This is a genomic window from Luteimonas wenzhouensis (assembly GCF_007859305.1).
In the GTDB taxonomy this organism is placed as follows: Bacteria; Pseudomonadota; Gammaproteobacteria; order Xanthomonadales; family Xanthomonadaceae; genus Luteimonas; species Luteimonas wenzhouensis.
Genome location: NZ_VOHE01000009.1, coordinates 87,968 through 113,447 on the forward strand (window position 1 = coordinate 87,968; position 25,480 = coordinate 113,447).

At 69.3% G+C, this 25,480-nt stretch carries 22 protein-coding genes, 2 tRNA genes and 2 pseudogenes; 16 read left to right on the forward strand and 10 right to left on the reverse strand.

The window, feature by feature from the left end; all coding sequences use genetic code 11:
- Positions 1–4: 4 nt before the first annotated feature.
- From FQY79_RS14030 to FQY79_RS14065, 8 genes are read right to left on the reverse strand one after another with little or no spacing between them, the layout of a single operon-like run.
- Entirely contained in the window at positions 5–1,282 is a 1,278-nt protein-coding gene (locus FQY79_RS14030; RefSeq protein ID WP_222434293.1) for an NAD(P)/FAD-dependent oxidoreductase, read from the reverse strand.
- Between the two features lie 4 nt (positions 1,283–1,286).
- On the reverse strand, positions 1,287–1,733 hold the full coding sequence (trxC, locus tag FQY79_RS14035; protein WP_146313510.1) for a thioredoxin TrxC: 447 nt from the start codon (positions 1,731–1,733) through the stop codon (positions 1,287–1,289).
- On the reverse strand, positions 1,730–2,209 hold the full coding sequence (locus tag FQY79_RS14040) for an OsmC family protein (RefSeq protein WP_146313511.1): 480 nt from the start codon (positions 2,207–2,209) through the stop codon (positions 1,730–1,732). Before FQY79_RS14040 ends, trxC begins: the two co-directional genes overlap by 4 nt.
- Positions 2,206–2,934, reverse strand: a complete 729-nt coding sequence (locus FQY79_RS14045; RefSeq protein WP_146313512.1) for a Tll0287-like domain-containing protein — start codon at positions 2,932–2,934, stop codon at positions 2,206–2,208. The genes FQY79_RS14040 and FQY79_RS14045 overlap by 4 nt, the downstream gene beginning before the upstream one ends.
- The gene (locus FQY79_RS14050; protein WP_146313513.1) at positions 2,931–6,194 is read right to left on the reverse strand and encodes an efflux RND transporter permease subunit; all 3,264 of its coding nucleotides are present in this window, start codon (positions 6,192–6,194) and stop codon (positions 2,931–2,933) included. Before FQY79_RS14050 ends, FQY79_RS14045 begins: the two co-directional genes overlap by 4 nt.
- Position 6,195: 1 nt before the next feature.
- Positions 6,196–7,242: an efflux RND transporter periplasmic adaptor subunit gene (locus FQY79_RS14055; protein ID WP_146313514.1), complete on the reverse strand. Its 1,047-nt coding sequence runs from the start codon at positions 7,240–7,242 to the stop codon at positions 6,196–6,198.
- 13 nt (positions 7,243–7,255) lie between these two features.
- Positions 7,256–7,459 (reverse strand): YgaP family membrane protein, encoded by a 204-nt coding sequence (locus FQY79_RS14060; protein ID WP_146313515.1) that lies wholly within the window; start codon positions 7,457–7,459, stop codon positions 7,256–7,258.
- A 31-nt stretch (positions 7,460–7,490) separates the two neighbouring features.
- Positions 7,491–8,768, reverse strand: a complete 1,278-nt coding sequence (locus FQY79_RS14065; protein ID WP_342779033.1) for an NAD(P)/FAD-dependent oxidoreductase — start codon at positions 8,766–8,768, stop codon at positions 7,491–7,493.
- Between the two features lie 109 nt (positions 8,769–8,877).
- Between FQY79_RS14065 and FQY79_RS14070 the strand changes: the two genes are divergently transcribed.
- From FQY79_RS14070 to FQY79_RS14140, 15 genes and pseudogenes are all read left to right on the forward strand, one after another.
- Entirely contained in the window at positions 8,878–9,267 is a 390-nt protein-coding gene (locus FQY79_RS14070; protein WP_146313516.1) for a rhodanese-like domain-containing protein, read from the forward strand.
- Between the two features lie 2 nt (positions 9,268–9,269).
- Positions 9,270–9,644, forward strand: a complete 375-nt coding sequence (locus FQY79_RS14075) for an ArsR/SmtB family transcription factor (protein ID WP_246123139.1) — start codon at positions 9,270–9,272, stop codon at positions 9,642–9,644.
- Positions 9,641–10,015 carry a rhodanese-like domain-containing protein gene (locus tag FQY79_RS14080; RefSeq protein ID WP_222434294.1) on the forward strand — a complete coding sequence of 125 codons (375 nt, stop codon included), beginning with the start codon at positions 9,641–9,643 and terminating at the stop codon, positions 10,013–10,015. Before FQY79_RS14075 ends, FQY79_RS14080 begins: the two co-directional genes overlap by 4 nt.
- A gap of 122 nt (positions 10,016–10,137) precedes the next feature.
- A pseudogene (locus FQY79_RS15715) lies at positions 10,138–10,389 on the forward strand (class I SAM-dependent methyltransferase); the annotation flags it as partial.
- Positions 10,390–10,678: 289 nt separating this feature from the next.
- Positions 10,679–11,035, forward strand: a complete 357-nt coding sequence (locus tag FQY79_RS14090; RefSeq protein WP_146313517.1) for a carboxymuconolactone decarboxylase family protein — start codon at positions 10,679–10,681, stop codon at positions 11,033–11,035.
- A gap of 201 nt (positions 11,036–11,236) precedes the next feature.
- Positions 11,237–12,832 (forward strand): cytochrome ubiquinol oxidase subunit I, encoded by a 1,596-nt coding sequence (locus FQY79_RS14095; RefSeq protein WP_425463211.1) that lies wholly within the window; start codon positions 11,237–11,239, stop codon positions 12,830–12,832.
- Between the two features lie 12 nt (positions 12,833–12,844).
- Positions 12,845–14,002 carry a cytochrome d ubiquinol oxidase subunit II gene (cydB, locus tag FQY79_RS14100; protein WP_146313518.1) on the forward strand — a complete coding sequence of 386 codons (1,158 nt, stop codon included), beginning with the start codon at positions 12,845–12,847 and terminating at the stop codon, positions 14,000–14,002.
- Positions 14,003–14,040: 38 nt separating this feature from the next.
- Positions 14,041–14,148, forward strand: a complete 108-nt coding sequence (gene cydX, locus FQY79_RS14105) for a cytochrome bd-I oxidase subunit CydX (RefSeq protein WP_146313519.1) — start codon at positions 14,041–14,043, stop codon at positions 14,146–14,148.
- A gap of 62 nt (positions 14,149–14,210) precedes the next feature.
- A complete protein-coding gene (gene cydD / locus FQY79_RS14110) occupies positions 14,211–15,872 on the forward strand; it encodes a thiol reductant ABC exporter subunit CydD (RefSeq protein WP_222434295.1) in 1,662 nt (553 codons plus the stop codon).
- Complete coding sequence (cydC, locus tag FQY79_RS14115) at positions 15,869–17,551, forward strand: thiol reductant ABC exporter subunit CydC (RefSeq protein ID WP_146313521.1); 1,683 nt, start codon at positions 15,869–15,871, stop codon at positions 17,549–17,551. The genes cydD and cydC overlap by 4 nt, the downstream gene beginning before the upstream one ends.
- Before the next feature lie 188 nt (positions 17,552–17,739).
- Positions 17,740–18,854 (forward strand): annotated as a pseudogene (locus FQY79_RS14120) (IS3 family transposase).
- Positions 18,775–19,800, forward strand: a complete 1,026-nt coding sequence (locus FQY79_RS14125) for a DNA-binding protein (protein ID WP_146313522.1) — start codon at positions 18,775–18,777, stop codon at positions 19,798–19,800. Before FQY79_RS14120 ends, FQY79_RS14125 begins: the two are co-directional and overlap by 80 nt.
- 795 nt (positions 19,801–20,595) lie before the next feature.
- A tRNA-Ala gene (locus tag FQY79_RS14130) sits at positions 20,596–20,671 on the forward strand.
- 57 nt (positions 20,672–20,728) lie between these two features.
- A tRNA-Glu gene (locus FQY79_RS14135) sits at positions 20,729–20,804 on the forward strand.
- Positions 20,805–20,963: 159 nt separating this feature from the next.
- Positions 20,964–21,212, forward strand: a complete 249-nt coding sequence (locus FQY79_RS14140; RefSeq protein WP_146313523.1) for a hypothetical protein — start codon at positions 20,964–20,966, stop codon at positions 21,210–21,212.
- 59 nt (positions 21,213–21,271) lie between these two features.
- On the opposite strand, the gene FQY79_RS14145 is transcribed toward FQY79_RS14140, so the two are convergent.
- Together FQY79_RS14145 and ppsR are read right to left on the reverse strand one after the other, a co-directional pair.
- Positions 21,272–21,793, reverse strand: a complete 522-nt coding sequence (locus tag FQY79_RS14145) for a DUF1249 domain-containing protein (RefSeq protein WP_146313524.1) — start codon at positions 21,791–21,793, stop codon at positions 21,272–21,274.
- 134 nt (positions 21,794–21,927) lie between these two features.
- Positions 21,928–22,749, reverse strand: a complete 822-nt coding sequence (gene ppsR / locus FQY79_RS14150) for a posphoenolpyruvate synthetase regulatory kinase/phosphorylase PpsR (protein WP_146313525.1) — start codon at positions 22,747–22,749, stop codon at positions 21,928–21,930.
- Between the two features lie 122 nt (positions 22,750–22,871).
- Between ppsR and ppsA the strand changes: the two genes are divergently transcribed.
- A complete protein-coding gene (gene ppsA / locus FQY79_RS14155) occupies positions 22,872–25,262 on the forward strand; it encodes a phosphoenolpyruvate synthase (protein WP_146313544.1) in 2,391 nt (796 codons plus the stop codon).
- Positions 25,263–25,480 lie beyond the last annotated feature (218 nt).

The window sequence follows — 25,480 nt, forward strand, 5'->3', positions numbered from 1 at the left end:
GAGTTCAACGATAGACCTTGAGGTAACGTTCTTCGAACTTGCGCTTGAGCCAGTGGAACATGCGCGAATGCGGCGAGGTGAAGGTCCGCGACTCGCTGCGGTAGATCAGCAGGCCGCTGTCGAGCGTATCGACGATGCAGGTCAGTTCGGTCTTGAAGCCGTGGTTCGCGGGTTTGCCCAGCAGCCCGGCGGCAATGTTCTTCGCCACCGCTTCGGCCTGCAGGTCGGCCTGGTGGGCCTGTTTGGCCATCCAGTCGGGGCCTGGATAGCTGCCGATGTCGCCTGCCACATACACGTGTTCCAGGCCGCGCGCGCGGCAGTGGTCGTCGGCGGCGACGAAGCCGCCTTCCGAGCGTGGCAGCTCGCTGGCGTCCAGCCATGCGGGGCCGGTGAGGCCGGGCATGAACAGGATCAGGTTGGTGGTGAATTCGCCGCCTTCCGTCACCACCTTGTCGGCCTCGAAGCGCAACGGCTTGTGGCCCAGATGCGTCTCGATGCCGAGCGTGCGCATCCGTTCCAGCATCTTCCGCACCGCTGACGGACCAAGACGCTGACCCGGCTCCTTCGACGGATTGAAAAACACCAGCCTGAACCTGTCGCGCCGACCCTGGCGGCGCAGCAGGGTGTCGATGCCGAACAGGAACTCGAACATCGGCCCGCCGCGCACTGCGCCGGGCTCGTTCGGATTGGATGCGAAACCGATGGCGATGGTGCCGCCGTCCATCGCCGCCAGGCGATCGCGGATGGCCTCGGCCGAGGCGATGCCTTCACACGGGATGATCGCGTGCTCGATGCCCGGCAGCTTGCGCAGGTAGCGCCCTCCGGTGGCGGCGATCAGTACGTCGTTGGCAAGTTCGCCATTGTCAGTGACTACGCGGCGCCCGCCGTCGAGCACCTGCCGCACGCTGCCCTGTTGCCAGCGCACGCGCATGCGCTCGAAGAATCCGGCCAGCGGGATGCGCAGGTCGTTGCCGGTCTTCTCGCCCGACGGCAGCCAGATCAGGCTGGGCAGGTAGACCAGTTCGTTGCGCGGCGAGACCACGGTGATCTCTGCGTCCACGTGCTGCTCGCGCAGCTTGCGGATGGCGGTGAGTGCGGCAAAACCACTGCCGAGGATGACGATGCGTGTCATGGCGTTGACCTGTCCTGCCGTGATGGAAGCCGGGCGCGCCGGTGATGGAGACGATGACGAAGGTCGGCCGCGCAAGCGGGTGGCGGCCAAGCCGATGACGCCCAGGCTGGCGGCCAGCCAGAGCAAAGCACGCCGGCGGGACACCGCCATTGCATCAATGCTCCCGTCCGAGTTGCGCCCGCGCCCAGCGCACGATCTCGGCCGACGGCATCGCGCCGGACATCCGCGCCGCCTCGCGTCCGCCCTCGTACAGCACCAGGGTCGGGATGCCGCGAATGTTGAAACGCGCGCCGAGTTCGGGACTGGCCTGGGTGTCGATCTTGCCCAGCCGCATCGCCGGTTCCAGTTGTGTGGCGGCGGCCTCGAAATGCGGTGCCATGACCCGGCACGGGCCGCACCACGGCGCCCAGAAATCGACCAGCAGCGGCAGGTCCGAGCGTGCCGCGTGCAGGTCGAAGCTGCCGCTGTCCAGCCTCACCGGTTGCCCGGCGAACAGCGCCTTGCCGCACCGCCCGCAGTTGGGCGCGTCGCCCAGGCGTTCCCCCGGCACGCGGTTGAGGGCGTGGCATTGCGGGCAGGCGATTTGCAGCGGCGGGCTCAAGAACCGGCCTCGAAACTCTTGTCACCCAGCAGCACCCGGCCGTCGCCGTCGACCACGTTCACGTCGACCTCGATGCCCTGGCGCACGCTTTGGGTGACCACGCAGAAGTCCTCGAACTGCGCCAGGACACGATCCAGGCTGCGATAGTCGGCATTGTGGCCGGGCAGATGCAGGGTCGCCTTCGCCGACGCGATCCGCCAGCGGCCGTGTTCGTTTCGCGTCGGCAGCGCGCAGATCTCGGCGGTCAGCGTGCCGGGTTCATTGCGATGCTTGCGCAGCGCGAACAACAGGCTGGCGGCCAGGCAGTTGGCGACCGCCGCCAGCAGCAGACGGGAGGGGTTCGGCCCCCGGTCGTGGCCGAGCGGTGCGGGTTCGTCGGTCAGCAGCGGCGCAAGCGCGGCGTTGTCGAACATGATGCGGAACGCATAGTCGCCATCCTGCTCGAGGCGGATGCGGATCGGGCTGTCGATGCTCATGGCGATCCCCCCGTGGCCGGATCGGATCCCGGCACCTCGACCCACAGCGCGCCGCGCAGGTCCCCGACCGCGAAGCCGGTGGCGCCGTCGTGCGGGTAGTTTGCGAGGATCGCTTCGCGAACGTCGGGCGCGACGTCGCTGCCGTGGCAGGCCAGGCAGCCCGGTTCGGTGGCGATGCCGCGCATCATCCGCAGCGCGACGCCGTCAGGCAGGTGGTCGCGGATGAGCGCGAGCTGCTCGCCGGCGGGTTCGCCGCCGGCGACGCGTTGTTCGAAGATCTCCAGCGTCGACAGCTGCCAGTCGTCGGCGGCTTGCGCCGGGTTGCGGTTGCGGCCGGGCAGCGCGACACGACCCAGTCGCACGCCGTGTTCGGCCATCACCGCCTCGGCAATGCGCGGCGCCTCGGCGTGGCAGACCTCGACCGCCGCGGTCGGGCCGCCTTCGGCCATCGCCGCCTGCAGCCGGCCGCGCAGCCGGCTACCGAAGGCCGCCGCCGCAGCCTGGGCGCGGTCGAGCTCGGGATCGGCGGCGGCCGGGCTACCGTCCCCGTCGTCGGCATCGTCAGCCGGGGCGGCCGGAGGCGCGACAGCGTCGGCGTCGGTCGCCGGTGCTTCGTCGGCGGGCGCGGCAGGCGCGGCGACGGGGGGCGCGTCCTGCGCGCAAGCGACGAGCAGCGCGGCGGCGAGGACGGACAGGCTGGCGGCGCGGACGTATCGCTGGTTCATGGTGTGGCTTCCTCCGGATGGCGGCGCGCGATCAGCGCGTAGTACAGCAGCGGGATGACGACCAGGGTCAGCACGGTCGAGACGAGGATGCCGAAGATCAGCGAGATCGCCAGGCCGTTGAAGATCGGGTCGTCGAGGATGAAGAATGCGCCGGCCATCGCCGCCAGCGCGGTCAGCGCGATCGGCTGCGCGCGCACCGCGCAGGCGTCGATCACCGCCTGCGCCGGCGCGCGACCGCGCGCAAGCTCGTGGTTGATGAAGTCCACCAGCAGGATCGAGTTGCGCACGATGATCCCGGCCAGCGCGATCATGCCGATCATGCTGGTGGCGGTGAACTGCATGCCCAGCAGCGCGTGCCCGGGCATCACCCCGATCACGGTCAGCGGGATCGGCGCCATGATCACCAGCGGCACGATGTAGTTGCGGAAGTAGGCGACCACCAGCAGGTAGATCAGCACCATGCCCGCGGCGTAGGCGATGCCCATGTCGCGGAAGGTCTCGTAGGTGATCTGCCATTCGCCGTCCCACTTGATGCCGAAGCCGGCGGTGTCCGGCGGTTGCCGGATGAAGAACTGCGACAGGCGCTGTCCGTCGATGGCGTTGTCGGCGACCTGCCCGACGAGGTCGAACATGCCGTAGAGCGGGCTGTCCACCGTGCCGCTCTCGTCGCCCATGACGTAGACCACCGGCAGCAGGTCCTTGTGGTGGATCGCGCCGTCCCAGCGCGCCGGTTGCGCCTGCACCAGCTCCGACAGCGGCACCAGCTGGCCATCGCCACCGCGCACGCGCAGGCCGAGCAGTCCGTCGAGCGTGGCTTGCTCCGCGGCGGGCAGGCGCAGGCGGATCGGGCGCGGGTACTTCGAGCTGCCGTCAATCACCCAGGTCGCATCCATGCCCGACAGTCCGGCGGCGATGGTCTCGGCGACGGCCGACTGGGCCACGCCGAGCCGCGCGGCGCGCACGCGGTCGATGGCCAGTACCTCCCGCGTGGCGTCGGCCTCGACGGTGGTATCGACGTCGACGATGCCTTCGGTGGCAAGGAAGCGCTGCTCCAGCGCCAGACCGATCCGGCGCTGGCGTTCGTAGTCCGGCCCGTAGATCTCGGCGACGATGGGCGAGAGCACCGGTGGGCCGGGCGGCACTTCGACCACCTTCACCGAAGCGTCGTGGCGGCGGCCGACGTCGGCCATCTGCGGACGCAGCGCCACGGCTATGTCGTGGCTCTTGCGGCTGCGCTCGCGGCGGTCGACCAGGTTCACCTGCAGGTCGCCGACGTTGGCGCCGGCGCGCAGGTCGTACTGGCGCACCAGGCCGTTGAAGTTGATCGGCGCGGCGGTGCCGGCGTAGCCCTGGTAGTCGCGCACCTCCGGCGTGCGGTCGAGCACCGCGGCCAGGTCGGTCAGCAGCGCATTGGTGTCCTCCAGCGTGCGGCCCTCGGGCAGGTCGACCACGACCTGCAGTTCGGACTTGTTGTCGAACGGCAGCATCTTCAGCACCACCAACTGGAACACCGCCAGGCTCGCGGCCAGCAGCACAAGCCCGGCCATCGATGCGAACAGCGCGTAGCGGCGGCGGGCGCCCCGTTCGGGATGGAGGAAGGGCGTCATGACCCGCTCGAACACGCGATGCAGGCGTGCGGCCATGGTGCCTTCGACGTGGCCGCTGTCACCGGTTCCGTCATCGTGCGCGGCATGGCCGCCCGCGTGCCGCTTGAGCAGCTTCAGCGACAGCCACGGGGTGACGATCAGCGCGATCAGCAGCGACAGCAGCATGCCGACCGAGGCGTTGATCGGGATCGGCCGCATGTACGGCCCCATCAGGCCGGTGACGAAGGCCATCGGCATCAGCGCCGCGATCACGGTGAAGGTGGCCAGGATGGTCGGGCCGCCGACTTCATCGACGGCGGGCGGGATCGCCTCGCGCAGCGACTTCCCGCCCCGCGCCATGTGCCGGTGGATGTTCTCCACCACCACGATGGCGTCGTCGACGAGGATGCCGATGGCGAAGATCAGCGCGAACAGCGACACGCGGTTGAGGGTGAAGCCCATCGCCCAGGATGCGAACAGCGTGACCGCAAGCGTCAGCACCACCGCGCTGCCGATCACCACCGCCTCGCGCCTGCCCAGCGCGAACAGCACCAGCAATACGACAGACCCCGTTGCGAAGAACAGCTTCTGGATCAGCGTCTTCGCCTTGTCGCTGGCGGTCAGGCCGTAGTCGCGCGTCACTTCGACGTGGACGCCCTCGGGAATCACCTGTCCGCGCAACGCATCGATGCGCTGCAGCGCGGCGCGGGTGATGTCGGAGGCGTTGCTGCCGGGCTTCTTGGCGATCGCCAGCGTGACCGCGGGTGCCACGCCGCTGGCGGGGCCGTCGCGGCCGGCCGGCGCGCCGTGCCAGACGTAGCTCGACGGCGTGTCGGCGGCGTCGCGCACCATCGCCACGTCCTCCAGCCGCACCGGCTGCCCGCCCGCCACGCCGAGCACCAGGTTCGCCACGTCGTCGCGGTCGGCGAGGAACTGTCCCGAGGTCACCTGCGCCACGCCATCGCCGCCGACGCGCTCGCCGGCCTGGCGGGCGAGGTTGGCCGCCTGCAGCGCGCCGGCCAGGTCGTGCACGGTCAGGCCGTGGCTGGCCAGGCGCGCGGCGTCGAGTTCCACCATCACCGCGCGCTCCGGCGCGCCGATGGCGAACACGTCGCGGGTGCCGGAAATGCGCTTGAGCTCTGTCTCCAGCGTATGCGCGACTTCGGCCAGATCCTGCGCGCCGCGCTCCGGATCGTCCGTCCACAGCGTCAGCGCCATCACCGGCACGTCGTCGATGCCCTTGGGCTTGACGATCGGCTGGCCGACGCCAAGGTTGGGCGGCATCCAGTCCTGGTTGCTGAACACCTTGTCGTACAGCCGTACCAGCGCCGGCTGGCGCTTCACCCCGACCTCGAACTCCACCGTCAGCACCGCCATGCCCGGGCGGCTGATCGAATAGACGTGCTTGACCTGCTCGATCTCCGACAGCTTCTGTTCGAGCGGATAGGTGACCATCTGCTCGACCTGGCGCGCGTCGGCGCCGGGGAAGGGCACGACGACGTTGGCCATGGTCACGTCGATCTGCGGCTCCTCCTCGCGCGGCGTGATCATCACCGCGACCACGCCGAGCAGCAGGCCGAGCAGCGCCAGGATCGGCGTCAGCGGGTTGGCCTGGAAGGTCGCGGCGATGCGCCCGGAGATGCCGAGCCGGGGCGTGGTGTCGCGCGCCGTCACGTCAATCGCCCTGGCGCGCGGCAACCAGCGCCTGCACCGCGGCCACCGGATCGGCGGCGATGGTCTCGCCCGGCGCGAGGCCGGCGATCACGTCGATGTCGTCGCCGGCGCGCTCGCCCAGCCGCAGCTGGCGTAGCGACAGGCGGCCGTCGGCCAGCACGTACACCGCGTTCACCTCGCCCCGGCGCACGAGTGCCGACCCCGGAATGCGCGGATGCGCCGCGCCAGCCACTGCCGGGAACGCCACCTTGGCGGTGGCGCCCGGCTGCGGCGCGGGGTCGAGCGCGGGCAACTCCAGGCGCACCTTCACCGCGTGGGTGGATGGATCGGCGGCGGGGAACACGGTGACTCCGGATGTCTCCACGCTGCGACCGTCGTCGAAGGTCACCGTCGCCACCGGGTTCGCGCGCACGCGTTCCGCGTCCGATTGCGGGATGCTGACTTCGATGCGCAGCGCCCCGGGCGAGAACACCGTCATCAGCGGCTGGCCGATGCCGACGCTCTCGCCGGGCTCCACGTCGCGCGAGGCGACGATGCCGGCGTACGGCGCGCGGATCGTGGTATAGGCGGTCTGCTGGCTGAAGTTGGCCAGCTGCGCGCGGGCGGCGTCGCGTTCCGCGCGCGCCTGGTCGAGCTGCATCTTCGACACGTACTGCCCTTCGGCGAGGCCGGCCATGCGCCGGTAGGTGGCTTCGGCCAGCTGCAGCTGCGCACGGGCGGCGTCCACGCCGGCCTGCTGCTCCACCGCGCTCAGCCGCACCAGCACCTCGCCCGCGGCGACGCGATCGTTGACGTCGCGCAGGACCTCGGCGACGCGGCCGCTGGTCTGCGCGGTCAGCGTGGCCTGGCGCACCGCCTCGACCACGCCGTCCCAGGCGCGGCCCCGGCCCGCGTCGGCGGCGCCCACGGTCAGCGTGTCGAGCCCCTGGATCGGGGCCGGTTCGCGGAGGCGCTCGTCGCTGCCGCAGGCGGCCAGTGCGCCCGCCAGCAGCAGGGCGAGTCCGGCGCGGGTCGGGACAAGGCGGAAGGGCGTGGCCGTGTTGCGCATCACCGGGGGTTCCTCACTTGAACGCGCAGCCGCTGGCCACGCCCAGCTTGCGAAACACGATGGCGGCGGGACAGAAGCCGGTGACGCTGGCCTGCAGCATGTTCACGCCGATGAAGGCGGTGAACCACAGCCACAGCGGCGAGACGAAGTGCGCCAGCGCCAGGCTGATCAGGATCATCAGGCCCGCGAAGGCGAGGACGGCACGGTCGAGGTTCATGGCATGTTCTCCTTCGGAATGGGGATGTGTTTCAGCGGGTACGCAGGATGCCGAGCAGCTTGAGCACGTACTTCTCGTAGACCGGTTCGGTGTTGCCGGACTTCATCTTCATCAGGAAGTACTTCTCGAAGGCCACCTTGGACAGGTGCACCCACTTGCCGACCCTGGCCCAGGTCACGTTGCGCGGCGGGAACTGCGGCAGCGCCACGAAGGCCGCGCCGGTGTCGCCCATGTCGGCCAGGCAGATCGCGTTCCACGTCGCCTCGGCGGTCGCAGGCTCTTCCTTCAGGTCGGCCCGGATGTTCTGCGCCACTGCGGTGACCATCGACTCGATCATGAAGCCGGTCTTCGGCGCGCCGGTCGGCACCGGCGTCGCCTCCACCGGCGGGATCGCCACGCACACGCCCAGCGAATGGATGTTCGGGTTGGCCGGATTGCGCTGGTGCCTGTCGATCAGGACGAAGCCGCGCGGGTTGCACAGCCCTTCGACCCGCCTCACCGCATCCACGCCGGTGAACGCCGGCAGCACCATCGAATACTTGAACGGCAACGTGCGCGTCTTCTTCGGCTGGCCGTCCTCGTCCACCTCGACGACGTCCATCTCGCCCTCGCGCACCTCGGCGATCTTCGCGTTGACGATCCAGCCGATGTGGCGCTGGCGGAACTCGGCTTCCATCAGGCCCTTGGAATCCCCGACGCCGCCCAGGCCCATGTGCCCGATGTACGGCTCCGGCGTCACGTAGGTCATCGGCACCTTGTCGCGCAGCTTGCGTTTGCGCAGGTCACGGTCGAGGATCATCGCGAACTCGTAGGCCGGGCCGAAGCAGCTCGCGCCCGGCGCGGCGCCGACCACGATCGGGCCGGGGTTCTCCAGGAACGCCTGGTAGGCCTCCCATGCGGCGGTCGCGTGCACGGTGGTGCAGACCGACTGGGTGAATCCCGTGTCGGGGCCGAGCCCCGGAATCTCGTCGAACGCCAGCCGGGGGCCGGTGGCGATGACCAGGTGGTCGTAGGCCACGTGGCGGCCGTCGCGCAGGCGCACGCGGTTGTGCGCCGGCTCGACCAGTTCCGCGCCGGCGCCCTCGAACGCGATCTTCTTCTTCGCGAGATGGCCCGGCACCGCGATCTGCACGTCCTCCGGCTTGCGCCAGCCCACCGCCACCCACGGATTCGACGGGGTGAACGAGAACAGGTCGCCTTCGCCGATCACGGTGATCCGCGGGTCGGGGCCCAGCGTGCCGCGCAGTTCGTAGGCGGCGCTCATGCCGCCGATGCCCGCGCCCAGTACCACGATGTGCGTCATTGTCATGCCCTCCCAGGCGCCGGATCCGGCCCGGGAGCCGGGCCGCCTCGATCCAGTTGCATCTACATTAGCAATACCTTATATTGTAGTCAACTCGTGTTGCCGGAACGCTGCAATGCCCCGCACCGTCGAAGACCTCGTGGCCGAGGCCCGTTCGATAATCCGCGAGATCTCCCTGGAGGATCTGGTGGACACGCTCGCGGGCGACCTCGTGCTGGTCGACGTCCGCGAACCGGACGAGTACGCGCAGGGCCACCTGCCGGGCGCGGTCAACCTGCCGCGGGGCGTGCTGGAGTTCCAGATCCATGCGCATCCGGCGATGGCCTGCGTCGCGGACGCGGCTCTGGCGGACCCTTCCCGCCGCATGGTGCTGTACTGCCGGACGGGCGGGCGATCCGCGCTGGCCGCCGAAAGCCTGCGGCAGCTGGGCTTCACCGACGTGTGTTCGCTTGCCGGCGGCTTCGAGGCGTGGCGCAATGCAGACCTGTCCGTGAGCATGGAATGACGATGGCACCAAAGAAGACCAAGACGGCGAAGGCAGCGAACATCGCCTTCGACATGGAGGCGATGCGGGCGCATGCCGGCGACGCGGCGCGGCTGTTGAAGGCGCTGGCCAACGAGAAGCGCCTGCAGGTGCTGTGCCTGCTGGCGGAGGGCGAGCGTTCGGTCGGCGAGATCAACGCGATGCTCGACCTCAGCCAGTCCGCGCTGTCGCAGCACCTGGCGGTGCTGCGCGAGGAAAGCCTGGTGCAGACCCGCCGCGAGGCGCAGGTCATTTACTACTCGCTCATGCCCGGGCCGGCGGCGCAGGTGATGCAGACCCTGCACGGCATCTACTGCAGCACCGCTCCGGCGCGGGCGAAGAAGAAGAGGGTGGCATGATCGGACTGCTCAAGGTGCTGCTGGGGATGGGCGGCGAACAGGTCGGCCCGCGCGAGGCGGTGCAGCGCATCAACTGCGGCGCGGTGCTGGTCGATGTCCGCGAGCCCGGCGAATTCGCCGCCGGCCACGCCGCCGATGCCGTCCACCTGCCGCTCGGCCGCATCCGCGTGCAGGGCGCGGGCGCACTCGACGCGTGCTCGGTGCCGGAAGGCGCTGAAGTCCTGCTGGTCTGCCAGAGCGGGATGCGCTCGCGCATCGCGCAGTCGTCGCTGGCCAAGGATGCGCGCCGCCGTTACGTCAATGTCGACGGCGGCATGGCCGCGTGGGCGGCCAGCGGCCTGCCGGTCGTTCGCGGCGGAAGCGCGAAATGAACGTGGAAACCGGCAGGGCCGACATCGCCCGCTGGGACGCGCGCTACGGCACCGACGACTACGTGTTCGGGACAGAGCCCAATGCCTTCCTCGCCTCGCAGGCCCACCGGCTGATGCCCGGCATGTCCGTGCTGGCGGTGGCCGACGGCGAGGGCCGCAACGGCGTCTGGCTGGCAGCGCAGGGCATGAACGTGTTGTCCGTGGACGCTTCCGAAACGGGTCTGGAGAAGGCCAGGAAGCTGGCCGCCGCGCGCGGCGTGCGCATCGCCACCGAACGGGTCGACTTGGGCGAGTGGGACTGGGGCGCGGAACGTTTCGACGCGGTCGTGGCGATCTTCGTCCAGTTCGCCGATCCGGCGCTGCGCGAGGCCATGTTCGACGGCATGCAGCGCACACTGAAGCCCGGCGGACTGCTGTTGCTGCAAGGCTATCGCCCCCGAGCAGCTCGAGTACGGCACCGGCGGCCCGCCGGACGCGGACAAGCTCTACACCGCCAGCCTGCTGCGCGATGCCTTCGCCTGCATGCAACTGCTCCATTTGAAAGAACACGACAGCGTGCTGGCCGAGGGCACTGGTCCATGCAGGCATGTCGGCGTTGGTCGACCTGGTCGTGCGCAAGCGCGGGTCGCCTTCCGCACTCCCACCCACTGAAGGATGACAGCCATGTCCGCCATCGATTCCTACACCGATCTGACGCGCAGCGTTTCGAAGAACCTGACGCCGCTGCGCACGCACAACGCCGAGGTCATGCAGGGCTTCGGCGCGCTCAGCAAGGCGGCGCTGGCGCCGGGCGCGCTGGACGAGAAGACCAAGGAACTGATCGCGATGGCGATCGGCGTGGCGGCGCGTTGCGACGCCTGCCTTGGCTTCCACGCCAAGGCGCTGGTGCGCCTGGGCGCCTCGCCGGAGGAGTTCCGCGAGATGCTCGGCGTCGCCGTCTACATGGGCGGCGGGCCGTCGCTGATGTACGCGGCCAACGCGCTGGCGGCGTTCGAGGAGTTCTCCGCGCAGGCGGCCTGAGCCCGTCGCGGGTGCGTCGTTTTGTCCTCTTATTCGTGACGGAGTTGCGCAGGATAATGAAACGCCGTGGGGTTGAATCGGATGACCGCCGCGCCTCTCCGGCAGCGTCGTGGCGATCGGGCGGCCGCTCGCGGACATGGAGTCCGGCCGGTTCCACGCGCCGCGATGGATGGCTGTTCCACCTGATGATCGGAGAGTGCCATGCTGGGTGAACTCGATGTCGTGATCCTGTCGCGGCTGCAGTTCGCGTTGACCGCGATGTACCACTTCATCTTCGTGCCGCTGACGCTGGGGCTGTCGTTCCTGCTGGCGATCATGGAGAGCGTCTACGTCATGACCGGCCGCGAGATCTGGCGGCGGATGACGATGTTCTGGGGCGTGCTGTTCGGGATCAACTTCGCGCTCGGGGTGGGCACCGGCATCGTCATGGAGTTCCAGTTCGGCATGAACTGGTCGTACTACAGCCATTACGTCGGCGACATCTTCGGCGCTCCGCTCGCCATCGAGGGACTGATGGCGTTCTTCCTCGAAGCGACCTTCATCGGCCTGTTCTTCTTCGGCTGGAACCGGATGAGCAAGGTCAAGCACCTGATGGTGACCTGGCTGGTGGCGCTGGGCACCAACCTGTCGGCGGTATGGATCCTGGTGGCCAACGGCTGGATGCAGAACCCGGTCGGCGCGGTGTTCAATCCCGACACCATGCGCATGGAGATGACCGACTTCGTCGCGGTGGTGCTCAACCCGGTGGCGCAGGCCAAGTTCGTGCACACGGTGGCGGCCGGCTACGTCAGCGCGGCGATGTTCGTGGCCGCGATCAGCGCCTGGTACCTGCTGCGCGGGCGCCACCTCGACATCGCCAAGCGCTCCATGGCGGTGGCGGCCAGCTTCGGCCTCGCGGCTTCGTTGAGCGTGGTGGTGCTGGGCGACGAGAGCGGCTACCTCAGCACCGAGCACCAGAAGATGAAGCTGGCGGCGATGGAGTCGATGTGGGAGACCGAGCCGGCGCCGGCCAGCTTCAACATCGTGGCCTGGCCCAACCAGTCCGAGCGCCGCAACGAATTCGCGGTGCACGTGCCGTGGGCGATGGGCCTGATCGGCACGCGTTCGATCTCCAAGGAGATGCCGGGCATCAATGCACTGGTGGACTCGGCCGAGCGCAGGATCGCCAACGGCATGCGCGCCTATGCCGCGCTGGAGCGGGTGCGCGCGGACGCGGGCGACCGCGAGGCGCGCGAACTGTTCGCGCAGGCCTGGCCCGACCTTGGCTACGGGCTGCTGCTCAAGCGCTACCGCGATGACGTGCAGAACGCCACGCAGGCGGAGATCGAGGCCGCGGCGTTCGACACCGTGCCGCAGGTGATGCCGCTGTTCTGGACATTCCGGGCGATGGTGGCGCTGGGCTTCTACTTCATCGGCTTCTTTGCGTTCGCGTTCTGGCTGGTGTCGACCGGCAGGCTCGAGCACAGCCGCCGCTTTCTTAAAGTCGCGCTTTGGAGCGCGGCGCTGCCCTGGGTCGCGATCCAGTGCGGCTGGTTCGTGGCCGAGTTCGGGCGCCAGCCATGGGTGATCGAGGGCGTGCTGCCGACCTTCTACGCCGTGTCCGGACTGTCGGTGCTCGACCTGGTGATCAGCCTGCTGGTGTTCTTCGTGCTCTACACGGCGCTGGCGATCGTCGGCTTCCGGCTGCTGCTGAAGGCGATCCGCAAGGGGCCGGAGGAGCCGGACGCGTCCGGCGTGCAGGTCGCGCCCGACGCGCCGGAAGCGCATGCCGGCCATGCCGCGCTCGCGGCGCACTGACAGGAGGCGGTCATGGACGTTTCGTGGATTCCCCTTGACTACGGCACGCTGCGGCTGATCTGGTGGCTGCTGCTGGGCGTGCTGCTGATCGGTTTCGCGGTCATGGACGGCTTCGACCTCGGCGTCGCGGCGCTGCTGCCCGTGGTGGCGCATAGCGACGAAGAGCGCAGGGTGATGCTCAACCTTGTCGGCCCGGTCTGGGAAGGCAACCAGGTCTGGCTGATCACCGGCGGCGGCGCGATCTTCGCGGCGTGGCCGCTGCTGTATGCGGCTTCGTTCTCCGGCCTCTACCTGGCGATGCTGCTCCTGCTGGTGGCGCTGATCCTGCGCCCGGTCGGCTTCAAGTACCGCAGCAAGCTGCCCGATCCCCGCTGGCGCAGCACCTGGGACTGGTTGCTGTGCGGCTCCGGCGTGGTCGCCAGCCTGGTGTTCGGCGTGGCGATGGGCAACCTGCTGCTCGGGCTGCCGTTCGGCGTGGAGCCGAGCACGCTCAGGCCGGTCTATGAGGGCAACCTGTTCCAGTTGTTCATGCCGTTCGCCTTGCTGGCCGGCGTGCTGAGCGTGACCATGCTGGCTGCGCACGGCGCTGCGCTGCTGGCCTGGCGCACGGACGGCAACGTCGCGATGCGGGCGCGCCAGGTCGGTGGCTGGCTGGCCCTGGCGACCGGCGTGCTGTTCGCGCTGGGCGGTGTGTGGGTCGCGTTGGGGCTGGACGGGCACGTGCTGACCGGCGCCGTCGATCCCGCCGCGGCAAGCAACCCGGCGCTGAAGACGGTCGATCTGGTCGACGGCGCGTGGATGCGCAACTTTGCGCAATGGCCATGGATGTGGGCGGCGCCGGCGCTGGGCGTGGCCGCATCGCTGCTGGCGGCGCCGCTGCTGTGGCGTGGTGCGAAGGTGCTAGCGTTCCTGGCCACCTCGACCGCGATCACGGGGATCATCCTGACCGTGGGCTTCGCGCTGTTCCCCTTCCTGATGCCCTCGTCGCTGCAGCCGGGCATGGGGCTGACGGTCTGGGACGCGTCGTCCAGCCACTTCACCCTGTGGGTGATGCTGCTGGCGACGGTGGTGTTCCTGCCGATCGTGCTGTCCTACACGGGTTACGTGTACCGGGTGATGCGCGGCACGGTCACGCCGGAGTCGGTTTCGGAAAATCCCAATGCGTACTGACGGCGGCGCGCATCGGCAACAGATCGGGAGATAGCGGCATGTGGTACTTCTCGTGGATCCTGGGGCTGGGCCTGGCCTGCGCCTTCGCCATCCTCAACGCGATGTGGTTCGAACTGCGCGAGCACGACCGCATCGATAAAACATGACGCTTGCGGCCAGCGGGGAGGCCGTCGCCGACGCGCGATTGCCTCCCAAGCAAGCGGCATGGATGCGGACGCTGGCCGACCGGGCGCGGCGTCCGCTCGCATTCGCGGTAGCGCTGCCGCTGCTGTCGGGCCTGCTGCTGCTGCCGCAGGCTTGGGCGCTGGCCCGGGCGTTGCAGATGATCGTGGTGGACCGGCTGCCGCTGTCCGCCGCGTTGCCGTCGATCGGGCTGGCCGGCACGCTGCTGCTGGTGCGGGCGGCGCTGGTCTGGGTAGCCGAGCACGCCGGCCAGCATGCGGCCGAATCTGTGAAGCGTTCGGTGCGTATCGCGTTGTTCCGGCGCCTGCTGTCGGCCGGCGTGCTGTGGAGCCGGGCGCGCGCCTCGGGCGAACTGGCCGACGCGCTGAGCGCGCGCGTCGAGACGCTCGACGGCTACTTCGCGCGCTACCTGCCGGCAATGGCGTCGGCGGCGGTGCTGCCGCCGGTGTTCTGCATCGTGCTGCTCGGGTTCGACTGGATCGCCGCGCTGGTGTTGGCGTTGACGGTGCCCGCCATCCCGCTGTTCATGGCGCTGATAGGGTGGGGCGCGGAGGCGGCCGGCCGCCGCCACGCCACCGCGCTGGCGCGGCTGTCGGGCCTGTTCGCCGACCGTGTGCGCGGCCTGACCACGCTGAAGCTCCACGGGCGTTCGCAGGCGGAGGCCGAACGCGTGGCGCGCGCCAGCGACGAAGTGCGCGAGCGCACGATGTCGGTGCTGAAGATCGCGTTCCTGTCCTCGGCGGTGCTGGAGTTCTTCGCCGCGCTGGGCGTGGCCGGGCTGGCAGTGTACTTCGGGCTGACCTTCCTGGGCATGCTGGAATTGCGTGCCAGCGTGCTGACCCTGGAGGCGGCGCTGTTCTGCCTGCTGATGGCGCCGGAGGTTTACCTGCCGATGCGGCAACTGGCCGCGCACTACCACGACCGCGCGAACGCGCGCGCGGCGGTCGCGGAGATCGCGGGACTGTTCGACGGTCTGCCGGAGATCACGGATGCACCCGTGGAAGAGGCGGCGCCTGCTTCCGCGCCGGCGTCGACGGCGTTTTCCGTCGGCGCGTTGCGGATGCCGGTGCCCGGACGCGGCGCGATCGGTCTGCCGACTCATGCGGACATCGCGCCGGGCGATTGGATCGCGCTGACCGGCGCCAGCGGCAGCGGCAAATCCACGCTGCTGGAGACGCTGGCCGGCCTGCGTGCCTACGAGGGCGAGCTGCGTTTCGACGGTCGGCCGCTGCGGGAGTGGCCCGCCGCAGCGCTGCGTCGGCACATTCTGCTGATCCCGCAGCGGCCGTGGCTGGCGCCGGGCAGCATCGCCGACAACCTGCGCCTGGCGCGCGCCGGCGCGGACGATGCGGCGCTGGCGCGGGCGATCGCTGCCGCCGGGCTCGCGCCGATGATCGCCGGCCTGCCGCGCGGGCTGGACACGCCACTGGCCCAGCGCGGGCAGGGCGTCTCCGGCGGGCAAGCGCAGCGCATCGCGCTGGCGCGGATGTTCCTGTCCGATGCGCCGGTGCTGCTGCTCGACGAGCCGACCGCGCATCTCGACGACGCCAGCCGCGATCGCGTGCTCGCCGAAATCACTGCGTTCGCCCGCGGGCGCACCCTGGTCGTGGCGACGCACGATCCCGTCGTGGCCGCGATCGCCGGTCGGCGGTGGACGATCGATGCCGGCGGACAGGTGCATCCATGAGGCGGCTGCTGGCCTGGATGTGGCCGATGTTCCGGCAGCGCTGGCGCACGCTGCTGCCCGCTTGCGCGCTGGCGCTGGTGACGGCGGCTGCGGCGGTGGGATTGCTGGGCGTCTCGGGATGGTTCCTGACCGCGACCGCGCTGGTGTCCGGCGCGCTGGCGACGTTCAACCTGTTCGTGCCCTCGGCGATGGTGCGCGGGCTGGCGTTCGTCCGCATCCTCTCGCGCTACGGCGAGCGCGTCAGCGGGCATGCCGCGACGCTGCTTCTGTTGACCGACCTGCGCACGCGGGTGTTCGCGAACCTGCTCCGGCTCGATGCCGGGCAGCTGGCGCGCTGGCGCGACGGCGACCTGGTCGCGCGCCTGACCGGCGACATCGACGCGCTGGACTCGACCTTCCTGCTCTCGCTGCTGCCGCTGCTGGTCGGCGGGATCGCCGGTGCGGTGGTGATTGCGGTGCTGGCGGTCTACGTGCCGCCGGCCGCGGCGGCCGTCGGATTGCTGTGGCTGTGCGTCCTGCTGCTCGCGCCGGCCTGGCTGGCGCGCCGCGTGCGCCGCAGCGGGGCCGAACGCCAGGCGCACGCGGCGGCCCTGCGGCAACACGTGCTGCAGGCCGTCGAAGGCCATGCCGATCTGCTCGCACTGGGTGCGGCCGGACGCGCCGAAGCCGCGCTGGCCGACAGCAGCGACCGCCTGCGCGCGGCGGCGCTGTCCGAATCGCGGGCATTCGCCTCGGGCCAGGCGCTGGCGCTGGCCTGTGCGGGACTGGCGATGCTGGCGGTGGCGACGGCGGGCGCCGCGGCGCTGCGCGAGGGACGGGTCGGGGGTGCGGTGCTGGTCGGCTGCGTGCTCGCGGTGGCCGGATTGTTCGAGGTGGTGGCGCCGGTGCTGCGGGGCGCGGTACGGCTCGGTGCGGCTTCCGCTGCCGCAGAGCGCGTGCGCGAGATCGAGCGGGCCGGCCCGGAGATCCTCGATCCGCCGCGGCCGAAGGCGCTGCCCATGCGTGGCGCGGTGGAGTTCAGGCAGGTGTACTTCCGCCACCACCCGTCGCTGCCGCTGCTGGAGGGCGTGGATCTGCGGATCGCGCCGGGCGAACGGGTGGTGGTGACCGGGGCCAGCGGCAGCGGCAAGTCGACCCTGCTGGCCTTACTGCTGCGGCTGCGCGATCCGCAGGCCGGTGGCATCTGCTGGGAAGGCGTAGATCTACGCGAGGCGTCGCTGCCGGAACTGCACCGCCGCGTGGCGCTGCTGCCGCAGGACGCGCCGGTCTTCCTGGGAACCGTGCGCGACAACCTGCGCATCGGCGACCCCGATGCGGACGATGCCGGGCTGTGGGAGGCGCTTCGCCAGGCCGGACTGGACGAGGAAATCCGCGCCTTGCCCGGTGGGCTCGACCAGTGGCTGGGCGAGGGCGGGCGCACGCTGTCAGCCGGGCAGGCGCGGCGCCTGTGCCTGGCGCGGGTGCTGCTGACCGGCGCGCCACTGGTCGCGCTCGACGAGCCGACCGAAGGGCTCGACCCCGATGCCGAACAGGCCTTCTTCCGCGACCTGCCGCGCATCCTGCACGGTCGCAGCCTGCTGCTGGTCACGCACGCCTTGGTGCCGTCCGGGATAGCCGACGCGACCTGGGAACTGGTGGATGGAAAGCTGAAGAAAAAGCCGGTGCGTGACACCCCGTAAGCATGAACCGTGGGGACGCTCGTTGGACACAGCCAAGGCAACATGATGATGCGCATGCATGCGTGCTGCCGTACGGGAAGACGCAGCTGAGACACCGATACGCACCTCCACCTGGTGCGTAAGCTCCCCCAGTAGGTAGACACCACAGAAGTAGAGCTTTCTGGCACATTTCCCAGCCAGGAGGTTCCATGAAGAAGTCCCGATTCACCGAGACCCAGATCATCGCCGTGCTCAAGCAGGCCGACGCCGGTGTGCCGGTCAAGGACATCTGCCGGCAAGCCGGCATCAGCGCGCCTACATACTACAAGTGGAAGGCGAAGTACGGCGGCATGGAGGCGTCGGACCTGAAGCGGGTCAAGGAGCTGGAAGCCGAGAACGCCAGGCTCAAGCGGATGTACGCAGAGATGGCGCTCGACAACGCGGCGATGAAGGATCTGATCGCAAAAAAACTGTAGGGCCGGTGCAGAAGCGCGAGGCGGTGCGGTACCTGGTCGAGGTGCACGCGCGGCCGCTGCGCCGGTCCTGTGAGTGCGTGGGACTGTCGCGGGCGGCGTGGTACCGGCCGCCTCTGGACTGGACGGTGCGCGATGCCGAGCTGATTGCCGCACTGGCCGGGCTGGTCGAAGACCATCCGGGCTGGGGCTTCTGGAAGTGATGCAAATTCCTACGCCGGCGCCGGTCGGAGTGGAACCACAAGAGGATCTACCGCGTGTACAAGGCGATGAACCTGCACCTGCGTCGCAAGGCCAAGCGCCGCCTGCCCAAGCGGGAGCGCGTGCCGCTGTACGTGCCCCAGCTGCCCGAAACCGTGTGGTCGGCCGACTTCATGGCCGATGCGTTGGCCTGCAGCCGGCGCTTCCGCACGTTCAACGTGGTCGATGACTTCAACCGCGAAGCCCTGCACATCGAGATCGACACCTCGATCTCGTCGCTGCGCCTGGTGCGGGTGTTCGAGCAGCTCAAGCAGAATCACGGGCTACCGCAGGTGCTCCGAACGGACAATGGCCCGGAGTTCCTGGGCGAAGCTTTCGTCCAGTGGGCCAAGGCCAACGGCATGGCGATCCAGTACATCCAGCCGGGCAAGCCCAACCAGAACGCCTACATCGAACGCTTCAACCGGACCTTGCGCGAAGAGGTCCTGGACCAGCATCTGTTCGCCACGCTCGACGACGTCCGCGAAGCCACGTGGCGATGGATGATCCAGTACAACGAGGAAAGACCCCATGACTCGCTCGGCGACCTCACACCGGCCGAGTACCGTCAACAAGCCGCCGGAAACTCTACTTTTACCGTGTCTACTTGACGGGGGAGCTTACGACACCGCCGCCGACGAAATCGTTGGCGCTGGCGAGCGACCGACCGTCGAGCGCATCCGCGCGCACCTAGGCACCGGCTCGCCAAACACCGTCACTCGGTGGCTCGAGACGTGGTGGCAAGGGCTGGGCCAACGATTGCACGCGCAGCAGGCCAGACTCGCGGTCCCGGCCGCGCCGGACGCGGTCGCCGCCCTTGCGGCGGAGTGGTGGGCACTAGCCCTGGAGAGCGCCCGAATCAGTGCCGACGAGGACCTCGCGGCCGACCGTGCGGCCCTTCAAGACGAGCGCGACGGCCTCCACCGGGACCGCGAGGCTTTCGGCAGCGAGGCTGCGGTTCTGCGTGAGCAGGCGGAAACGGCTGCGCACGCCGAACGCGTGGCGTCGACCCAGGCGGCCGAACTGCAACGGCTGGTCAGTCGGCTCGAAGGGCAGATCGGGGAACTGTCACAGCAGCGAGAGGCGGCGCTCGCACGGGCAGTGGAGGCCGAGGCAGTCCGCCAGGCGGTTGAGCAGCGCCTTCAGGAACATCAGGAGGCCGCTCAGGCCGAGCGGGAATCCCTGGCGAACCACGTGCGGACGGTGGAGGATCGCGCCCACGCCGAGGTCGATCGCGCCCGCCAAGAAGGCAAGGAGCTCAAGAATCAGCTGGCGGCCGTCAAAAAGGCGCATGCGGAAGCCGAGAAGTCGCTGGGCCAGCGGGCTGAGGCAGCCACTTCGAAAGCGATGGCGGCGGAGCGTGAAGCCGGCATCCAGCGTGCGCGGGCGGATGCTCTGGACGACCAACTGGGTAAGCTCCGTGATCTACCCGTTGCACTGGAAGCGGCTTTGCGCCGGAATGAGGGGCCGTCAAAGGCGAAGACTGCGCGGGGCAAACGACCGATTCGAGGGTCCGGCAAGCCTCCCAAGGTCCCCAATGTGCCCGCAGAGCGGTGACCTGCGTGAAGTGGCCCGCCACGTGGGCGCATCCGTGTGTGCGGCCCGTCACCGACGTGCACTCGACCATGCACGTAAAGTGCCCCAAGACTGCGGTGGCGACGCCTATAAGAGTGCGGTGCCCACCGGAGCGTCCTTGTAGCCATGAAGTTCAATGGGATAGGGCACACACTTGAACTCCAGTGGCATTCATGGCCCGAACCCGCTATTTCGCATAATGTCTCTTATGTTAAGTGATGCCTGGTGGGGCCCGACCGGGCATGGGCCAGGTTGGCCTGCCGTCCGTGTCCCATCGCCTCTCGCGGCACGCGGCACGGCGGACACCACTTCCCGACCAGCGGCCTCAAGAACGGGAATGGGCCTATCCGGGCGGCAAGGATGCGACTGAAGGCGCTGGCGGCCGAGGCATGGCTTCGCAGCCCCAAGGCCTGCAAGTCGTGCACACGGTGTTTCCTGATGCGAACTCGTCCTGCGTCCTTGACGCCCGGTACCGACCGCCAGTCCGCGGACGACGCAGGAGCCCGGGCACCGCCCTCGCCAGTGTCTCCGTGTCCGACTGGCCGGCGCACTGGACCGGACAGCACCGGACAGCGTTATCCGGACGGCATTTCCGCGTCCGGTAGACTGGTGTCGCCGGACGAGGATCGAACCGCGCCCGAACGCTTGCCGGACCAACGCCGCGACAGGACACGGCAGCCCGCTTGCGAAGCGGTGCGCAAGCAACGACTGAACCCGACGCACGGAAGTGTTGACGCTTCGCGAACCACCCCTTTACAATTTCGCGCTTCCAGCCGTGGGGCCATAGCTCAGCTGGGAGAGCGCCTGCATGGCATGCAGGAGGTCGGCGGTTCGATCCCGCCTGGCTCCACCACCTTCTTCCTTCCAGTTTCCGCTCGGCCTGCGGAAACTGCGTGAATCCGGTTTCCGCGTCCCCATCGTCTAGAGGCCTAGGACACAACCCTTTCACGGTTGCGACCGGGGTTCGAATCCCCGTGGGGACGCCACCTTCCAGACCACGCCCGCGCAAGCGGGCGTGGTCGTTTCCGTCCCCGCGCAAGCGGCCGCTCCGCAGGGCTGCGACGGTCAAACCATCGGTCTTTTCCTACAGCGGCGGCCGACGGGCGCCGACTGCGCCATGGCCTGAGCGGGACCATCCTCCCTGCATGGACATGACGCACGCCGCGAAAGGCCTGTTCCTGGAGCGGACCTTGATCGCCGTGGAGCCGGACGGGCAGCACCATTGGCAGGTCTGCATCCACCAGTGCCCGGTGGCGCGGCACGCAACGCGCGCGGCCGCGCTCGAGCAGGCCAAGCAGATGGCGCGCAGCTGCCACGCCTCGTTCGGCGTGCCAACCGGCGTCGGGCTGCAGATGCGCTGTGGCGACAGGGTGCTGGTGGGCGCCTGCGGCTGAAACCCGCCGCGGGTGGTCACGGGTTCGCCGCAGGCGTGTCCCGGCGGCGCGCGCCTCCCCTAGCCCTTCCGCGCTGTCCCGACGAAGGCCGGCGGCGCCACGGGATGCCCTGCCCCCTCCACCAGGCGCAGGGTGGCGACGCCGTGGCCGCCTTCGGCCAGGTATTCGAGCCACTTGCCGAGGAAGGTGTTCATGCGCATGCGGTGGTCGACCACTTCGGCCGCCGGCGGGTACATGCCGATCACGTCCTGCCAGCGCCGGCCGACGTAGCAGTGGGTGGCCTCGGCCTGGCGGGCGTCGCGGTACAGGCGCAGGTAGGCCGACGGATCCGGCTCGCCGGTCACCGGGTCGCGCATGGTGTAGGTCAGGCGCAGCTCGGTGGTGTAGGCGTGCTGGTAGAGCACGTCCAGCTGCACGTCCAGGCCGTTGCCGGTGGAGGACACGTAACGGCCCGGCGCCAGGTCGACCGGTTCGAACAGCCGCGTCATGCGCCGGAAGTTCTCGGCGTACAACCCCATCAGCCAGGCGAAACGGCCCAGCCTGGGAATGCTTGCCTGACGGGGGACGGCGACTTCCTGCATGGCTCGATGCTACACGCTGGGGTCGCGCACGGGGAGCATTGACGGAACGCAGGCTGACGCCTACGTTAAGAGTGCTGCGCGATGCGCGTGCAGACCCGCCGCATGCGGCCCGCGGACCACCGCCCTCCCCCGTCTCAGAACATGACGCCCTGGATGCCCAGGGTGGACATGACCTTGCTCGAGATCTCCTCGATCGACACGTGGGTGGTGCTGAGCACCGGGATGCGCTCGGCGCGGAACAGCTTCTCGGCCGCCGCCACCTCGCGCTTGCAGGTCTCCAGGCTCGCGTAGCGCGAGTCGGGCCGGCGTTCCTGGCGGATCTGGTGCAGGCGCACCGGGTCGATGGTCAGGCCGAACAGCTTGGAGCGGTGCGCACGCAGCCGCGGCGGCAGCCGGTCGTGCTCGAGGTCCTCGTCGGTGAGCGGATAGTTGGCCGCGCTCACGCCGTGGTGCAGCGCCAGGTAGATGCAGGTGGGCGTCTTGCCCGCGCGCGACACCGCGACCAGGATCACCTGGGCCTCGTCGTAGTTGGTCGACATGCCGTCGTCGTGGGCGAGCGCGAAGTTCATCGCGTTGATGCGGCGGTGGTAGGTCTCGAAGTCGACCATGCCGTGCGCCTGGCCCACCTTGGCCTGGCGCTTCTCGCCGAGCTCGGCCTCCAGCGGCGCCAGGAACGGCTCGAACACGTCCAGGATCAGCGCTCCGCTGCGGGCGATCTCGGCGGCGATGTCCGGGTTCACCGAGGAGTTGACGACGATCGGCCGCACCCCGTGCTGCTCGCCAGCGGCGCGGATCCGCGCCGCCGCCTCGCGCGCGCGCTCCACGCTGTCCACGAACGGGATCCGGCTGGTGTGGAAGCGGGTGTTGCCGAACTGGGTGAGCAGGCTGTGGCCCACGGTCTCGGCGGTGATACCGGTGCCGTCGGACACATAGAAAACGGGTCGGGTCGCTGACAACGCTGTCTCCGTGCCCTCGTTCGCGAAGGCTGGCCCTGGGGGCGCTAAAATAACGTTTTTCAGCCGACACATACCGGCTTTGTCATGACCTTTGGAGAGGACCCTTGAACCAGCCTGCACCCCTGCCGTCGGACACGCCGGCCAACATCCTGTGGCTGCACGACCTGCGACTGGCCGACCTGGCCCAGGTTGGTGGCAAGAACTCGTCGCTGGGCGAGATGATCGGCGAGCTGTCCGGGCTGGGGGTGTCCGTGCCGGGGGGCTTCGCCACCACGGCCGACGCGTTCCGGGCCTTCATCGCCCATAACCAGCTGCACCAGCGCATCTTCGACCGGCTCGCGTCGCTGGACGTCGAGGACGTGGGCGCGCTGACCGCGGCCGGGCGCAAGATCCGCGGCTGGGTGATCGACGCCCCGCTGCAGCCCGACCTGGACGCCGACATCCGCCAGGCCTACGCGAAGCTGTGCGCCGACAACGGCGGCGGCGAGGTCGCGGTGGCGGTGCGCTCCTCGGCCACCGCCGAGGACCTGCCCGACGCCTCGTTCGCCGGCCAGCAGGAGACCTTCCTCAACGTCACCGGCGCCGACGACGTCGTCCGCAAGGTCAAGGAAGTCTTCGCCTCGCTCTACAACGACCGCGCGATCGCCTACCGCGTCCACCACGGCTTCAAGCACGAGGACGTGTTCCTGTCCGCCGGCGTGCAGCTGATGGTGCGCTCGGACGTGGGCGCCTCGGGCGTGATGTTCACCCTCGACACCGAATCGGGCTTCCGCGACGTGGTATTCATCACCTCGAGCTACGGCCTGGGCGAGATGGTCGTCCAGGGAGCGGTGAACCCGGACGAGTACTACGTCTACAAGCCCACGCTCAAGGCCGGCCGGCACGCGATCCTGCGCCGCACCCTCGGCGCCAAGGCGATCCGCATGGTCTATTCCGACACGCCGGGCGAGCGCGTGCGCACCGAGGACACGCCGGGCGAACTGCGCAACCGCTTCTCGCTGTCGGACGAGGACGTGCACGAGCTCGCCCGCCAGGCGGTGACCATCGAGCAGCACTACGGCCGCCCGATGGACATCGAGTGGGCGAAGGACGGCGTCAGCGGCAAGCTGTTCATCGTCCAGGCGCGCCCGGAGACCGTGAAGTCGCGCGCCAAGGCCACCCAGATCGAGCGCTACTCGCTCAACGAGCGCGGCAAGGTCATCGCCGAGGGCCGCGCGATCGGCAACAAGATCGGCAGCGGCGTCGCCCGCGTGGTGCGCCGGCTCGAGGACATGGAGCGCGTGCAGCCCGGCGACGTGCTGGTCGCCGACATGACCGACCCCGACTGGGAGCCGGTGATGAAGCGCTCCGCGGCCATCGTCACCAACCGCGGCGGCCGCACCTGCCACGCCGCGATCATCGCCCGCGAGCTGGGCGTGCCGGCCGTCGTCGGCACCGGCAATGCGCTGGAGGCGATCGAGGACGGCGCCGAAGTGACCGTGAGCTGCGCCGAGGGCGACACCGGCTTCATCTACGAGGGCGCCCTGTCCTTCGAGCGGATCACCACCGACCTGGCCTCGATGCCCGAGGCACCGCTGAAGATCATGATGAACGTCGCCAACCCCGAGCGCGCGTTCGACTTCGGCCAGCTGCCCAACGCCGGCATCGGCCTGGCGCGGCTGGAGATGATCATCGCCAGCCACATCGGCGTGCATCCGCGCGCCCTGCTCGAGTACGACCAGCAGGACCCGGAGACGAAGAAGCAGATCGACGAGCGCATCGCCGGCTATTCCGACCCGGTGGGCTTCTACGTCGACCGCCTGGCCGAGGGCATCGCCACCCTCACCGCCTCGGTGGCGCCGAACCCGGTGATCGTGCGCCTGTCGGACTTCAAGTCCAACGAGTACGCCAACCTGATCGGCGGCCGCCGCTACGAGCCGGAGGAAGAGAACCCGATGATCGGCTTCCGCGGCGCCAGCCGCTACGTCGATCCGTCCTTCGCCGACGCCTTCGCCCTGGAGTGCAAGGCGGTGCTGCGCGTGCGCAACGACATGGGCCTGGAGAACCTCTGGGTGATGATCCCGTTCGTGCGCACCCTGGAGGAAGGCCGCAAAGTGGTCGAGGTGCTGGCCAGGAACGGCCTGCGCCAGGGCGAGAACGGCCTGAAGATCATCATGATGTGCGAGGTGCCGTCCAACGCCCTGCTGGCCGAGGAGTTCCTCGAGATCTTCGACGGCTTCTCGATCGGCTCCAACGACCTGACCCAGCTCACCCTCGGTCTGGACCGCGACTCCTCGATCGTCGCCGGCCTGTTCGACGAACGCGACCCGGCGGTCAAGAAGCTGCTGTCGATGGCGATCAGGACCGCGCGCGCCAAGGGCAAGTACGTGGGCATCTGCGGCCAGGGCCCGTCCGACCACCCGGACCTGGCCCAGTGGCTGATGGAACAGGGCATCGAGTCGGTCTCGCTCAACCCCGACACCGTGGTCGACACCTGGCTCAAGCTGGCCAAGGCCAAGAAGGCCAACGCCTGACCCGCAAGCGGACCCGGAGCGATCCGGGTCCGCCCCGTCTGGGGCCCGGCATCCCCCAAACCAGGTCATCCTCCTGTAGACACTCTGTTCGCAGTCAACCCTGCACAACCGCGAACAGCTTGCTGCCGTCGTAGCGTGCGGGGTTGCGCACCAAGGCCCACACGGCTGTGAGCAGCTTGCGCATCACCGCCGCCACGGCTTGCATCTTCTTCTTGCCC

Coding starts and splice junctions, on each gene's coding strand:
- FQY79_RS14145 (WP_146313524.1), bottom strand. CDS start 21,793: ATGCAGGAAGTCGCCGTCCCCCGTCAGGCAAGCATTCCCAGGCTGGGC.
- FQY79_RS14040 (WP_146313511.1), bottom strand. CDS start 2,209: ATGAGCATCGACAGCCCGATCCGCATCCGCCTCGAGCAGGATGGCGAC.
- cydC (WP_146313521.1), top strand. CDS start 15,869: ATGAGGCGGCTGCTGGCCTGGATGTGGCCGATGTTCCGGCAGCGCTGG.
- FQY79_RS14030 (WP_222434293.1), bottom strand. CDS start 1,282: ATGGCGGTGTCCCGCCGGCGTGCTTTGCTCTGGCTGGCCGCCAGCCTG.
- cydD (WP_222434295.1), top strand. CDS start 14,211: ATGCGGACGCTGGCCGACCGGGCGCGGCGTCCGCTCGCATTCGCGGTA.
- FQY79_RS14055 (WP_146313514.1), bottom strand. CDS start 7,242: ATGCGCAACACGGCCACGCCCTTCCGCCTTGTCCCGACCCGCGCCGGA.
- FQY79_RS14065 (WP_342779033.1), bottom strand. CDS start 8,768: ATGACAATGACGCACATCGTGGTACTGGGCGCGGGCATCGGCGGCATG.
- FQY79_RS14095 (WP_425463211.1), top strand. CDS start 11,237: ATGCTGGGTGAACTCGATGTCGTGATCCTGTCGCGGCTGCAGTTCGCG.
- cydB (WP_146313518.1), top strand. CDS start 12,845: ATGGACGTTTCGTGGATTCCCCTTGACTACGGCACGCTGCGGCTGATC.
- FQY79_RS14060 (WP_146313515.1), bottom strand. CDS start 7,459: ATGAACCTCGACCGTGCCGTCCTCGCCTTCGCGGGCCTGATGATCCTG.
- FQY79_RS14140 (WP_146313523.1), top strand. CDS start 20,964: ATGGACATGACGCACGCCGCGAAAGGCCTGTTCCTGGAGCGGACCTTG.
- FQY79_RS14075 (WP_246123139.1), top strand. CDS start 9,270: ATGGCACCAAAGAAGACCAAGACGGCGAAGGCAGCGAACATCGCCTTC.
- cydX (WP_146313519.1), top strand. CDS start 14,041: ATGTGGTACTTCTCGTGGATCCTGGGGCTGGGCCTGGCCTGCGCCTTC.
- FQY79_RS14070 (WP_146313516.1), top strand. CDS start 8,878: ATGCCCCGCACCGTCGAAGACCTCGTGGCCGAGGCCCGTTCGATAATC.
- FQY79_RS14125 (WP_146313522.1), top strand. CDS start 18,775: ATGACTCGCTCGGCGACCTCACACCGGCCGAGTACCGTCAACAAGCCG.
- FQY79_RS14080 (WP_222434294.1), top strand. CDS start 9,641: ATGATCGGACTGCTCAAGGTGCTGCTGGGGATGGGCGGCGAACAGGTC.
- FQY79_RS14090 (WP_146313517.1), top strand. CDS start 10,679: ATGTCCGCCATCGATTCCTACACCGATCTGACGCGCAGCGTTTCGAAG.
- FQY79_RS14045 (WP_146313512.1), bottom strand. CDS start 2,934: ATGAACCAGCGATACGTCCGCGCCGCCAGCCTGTCCGTCCTCGCCGCC.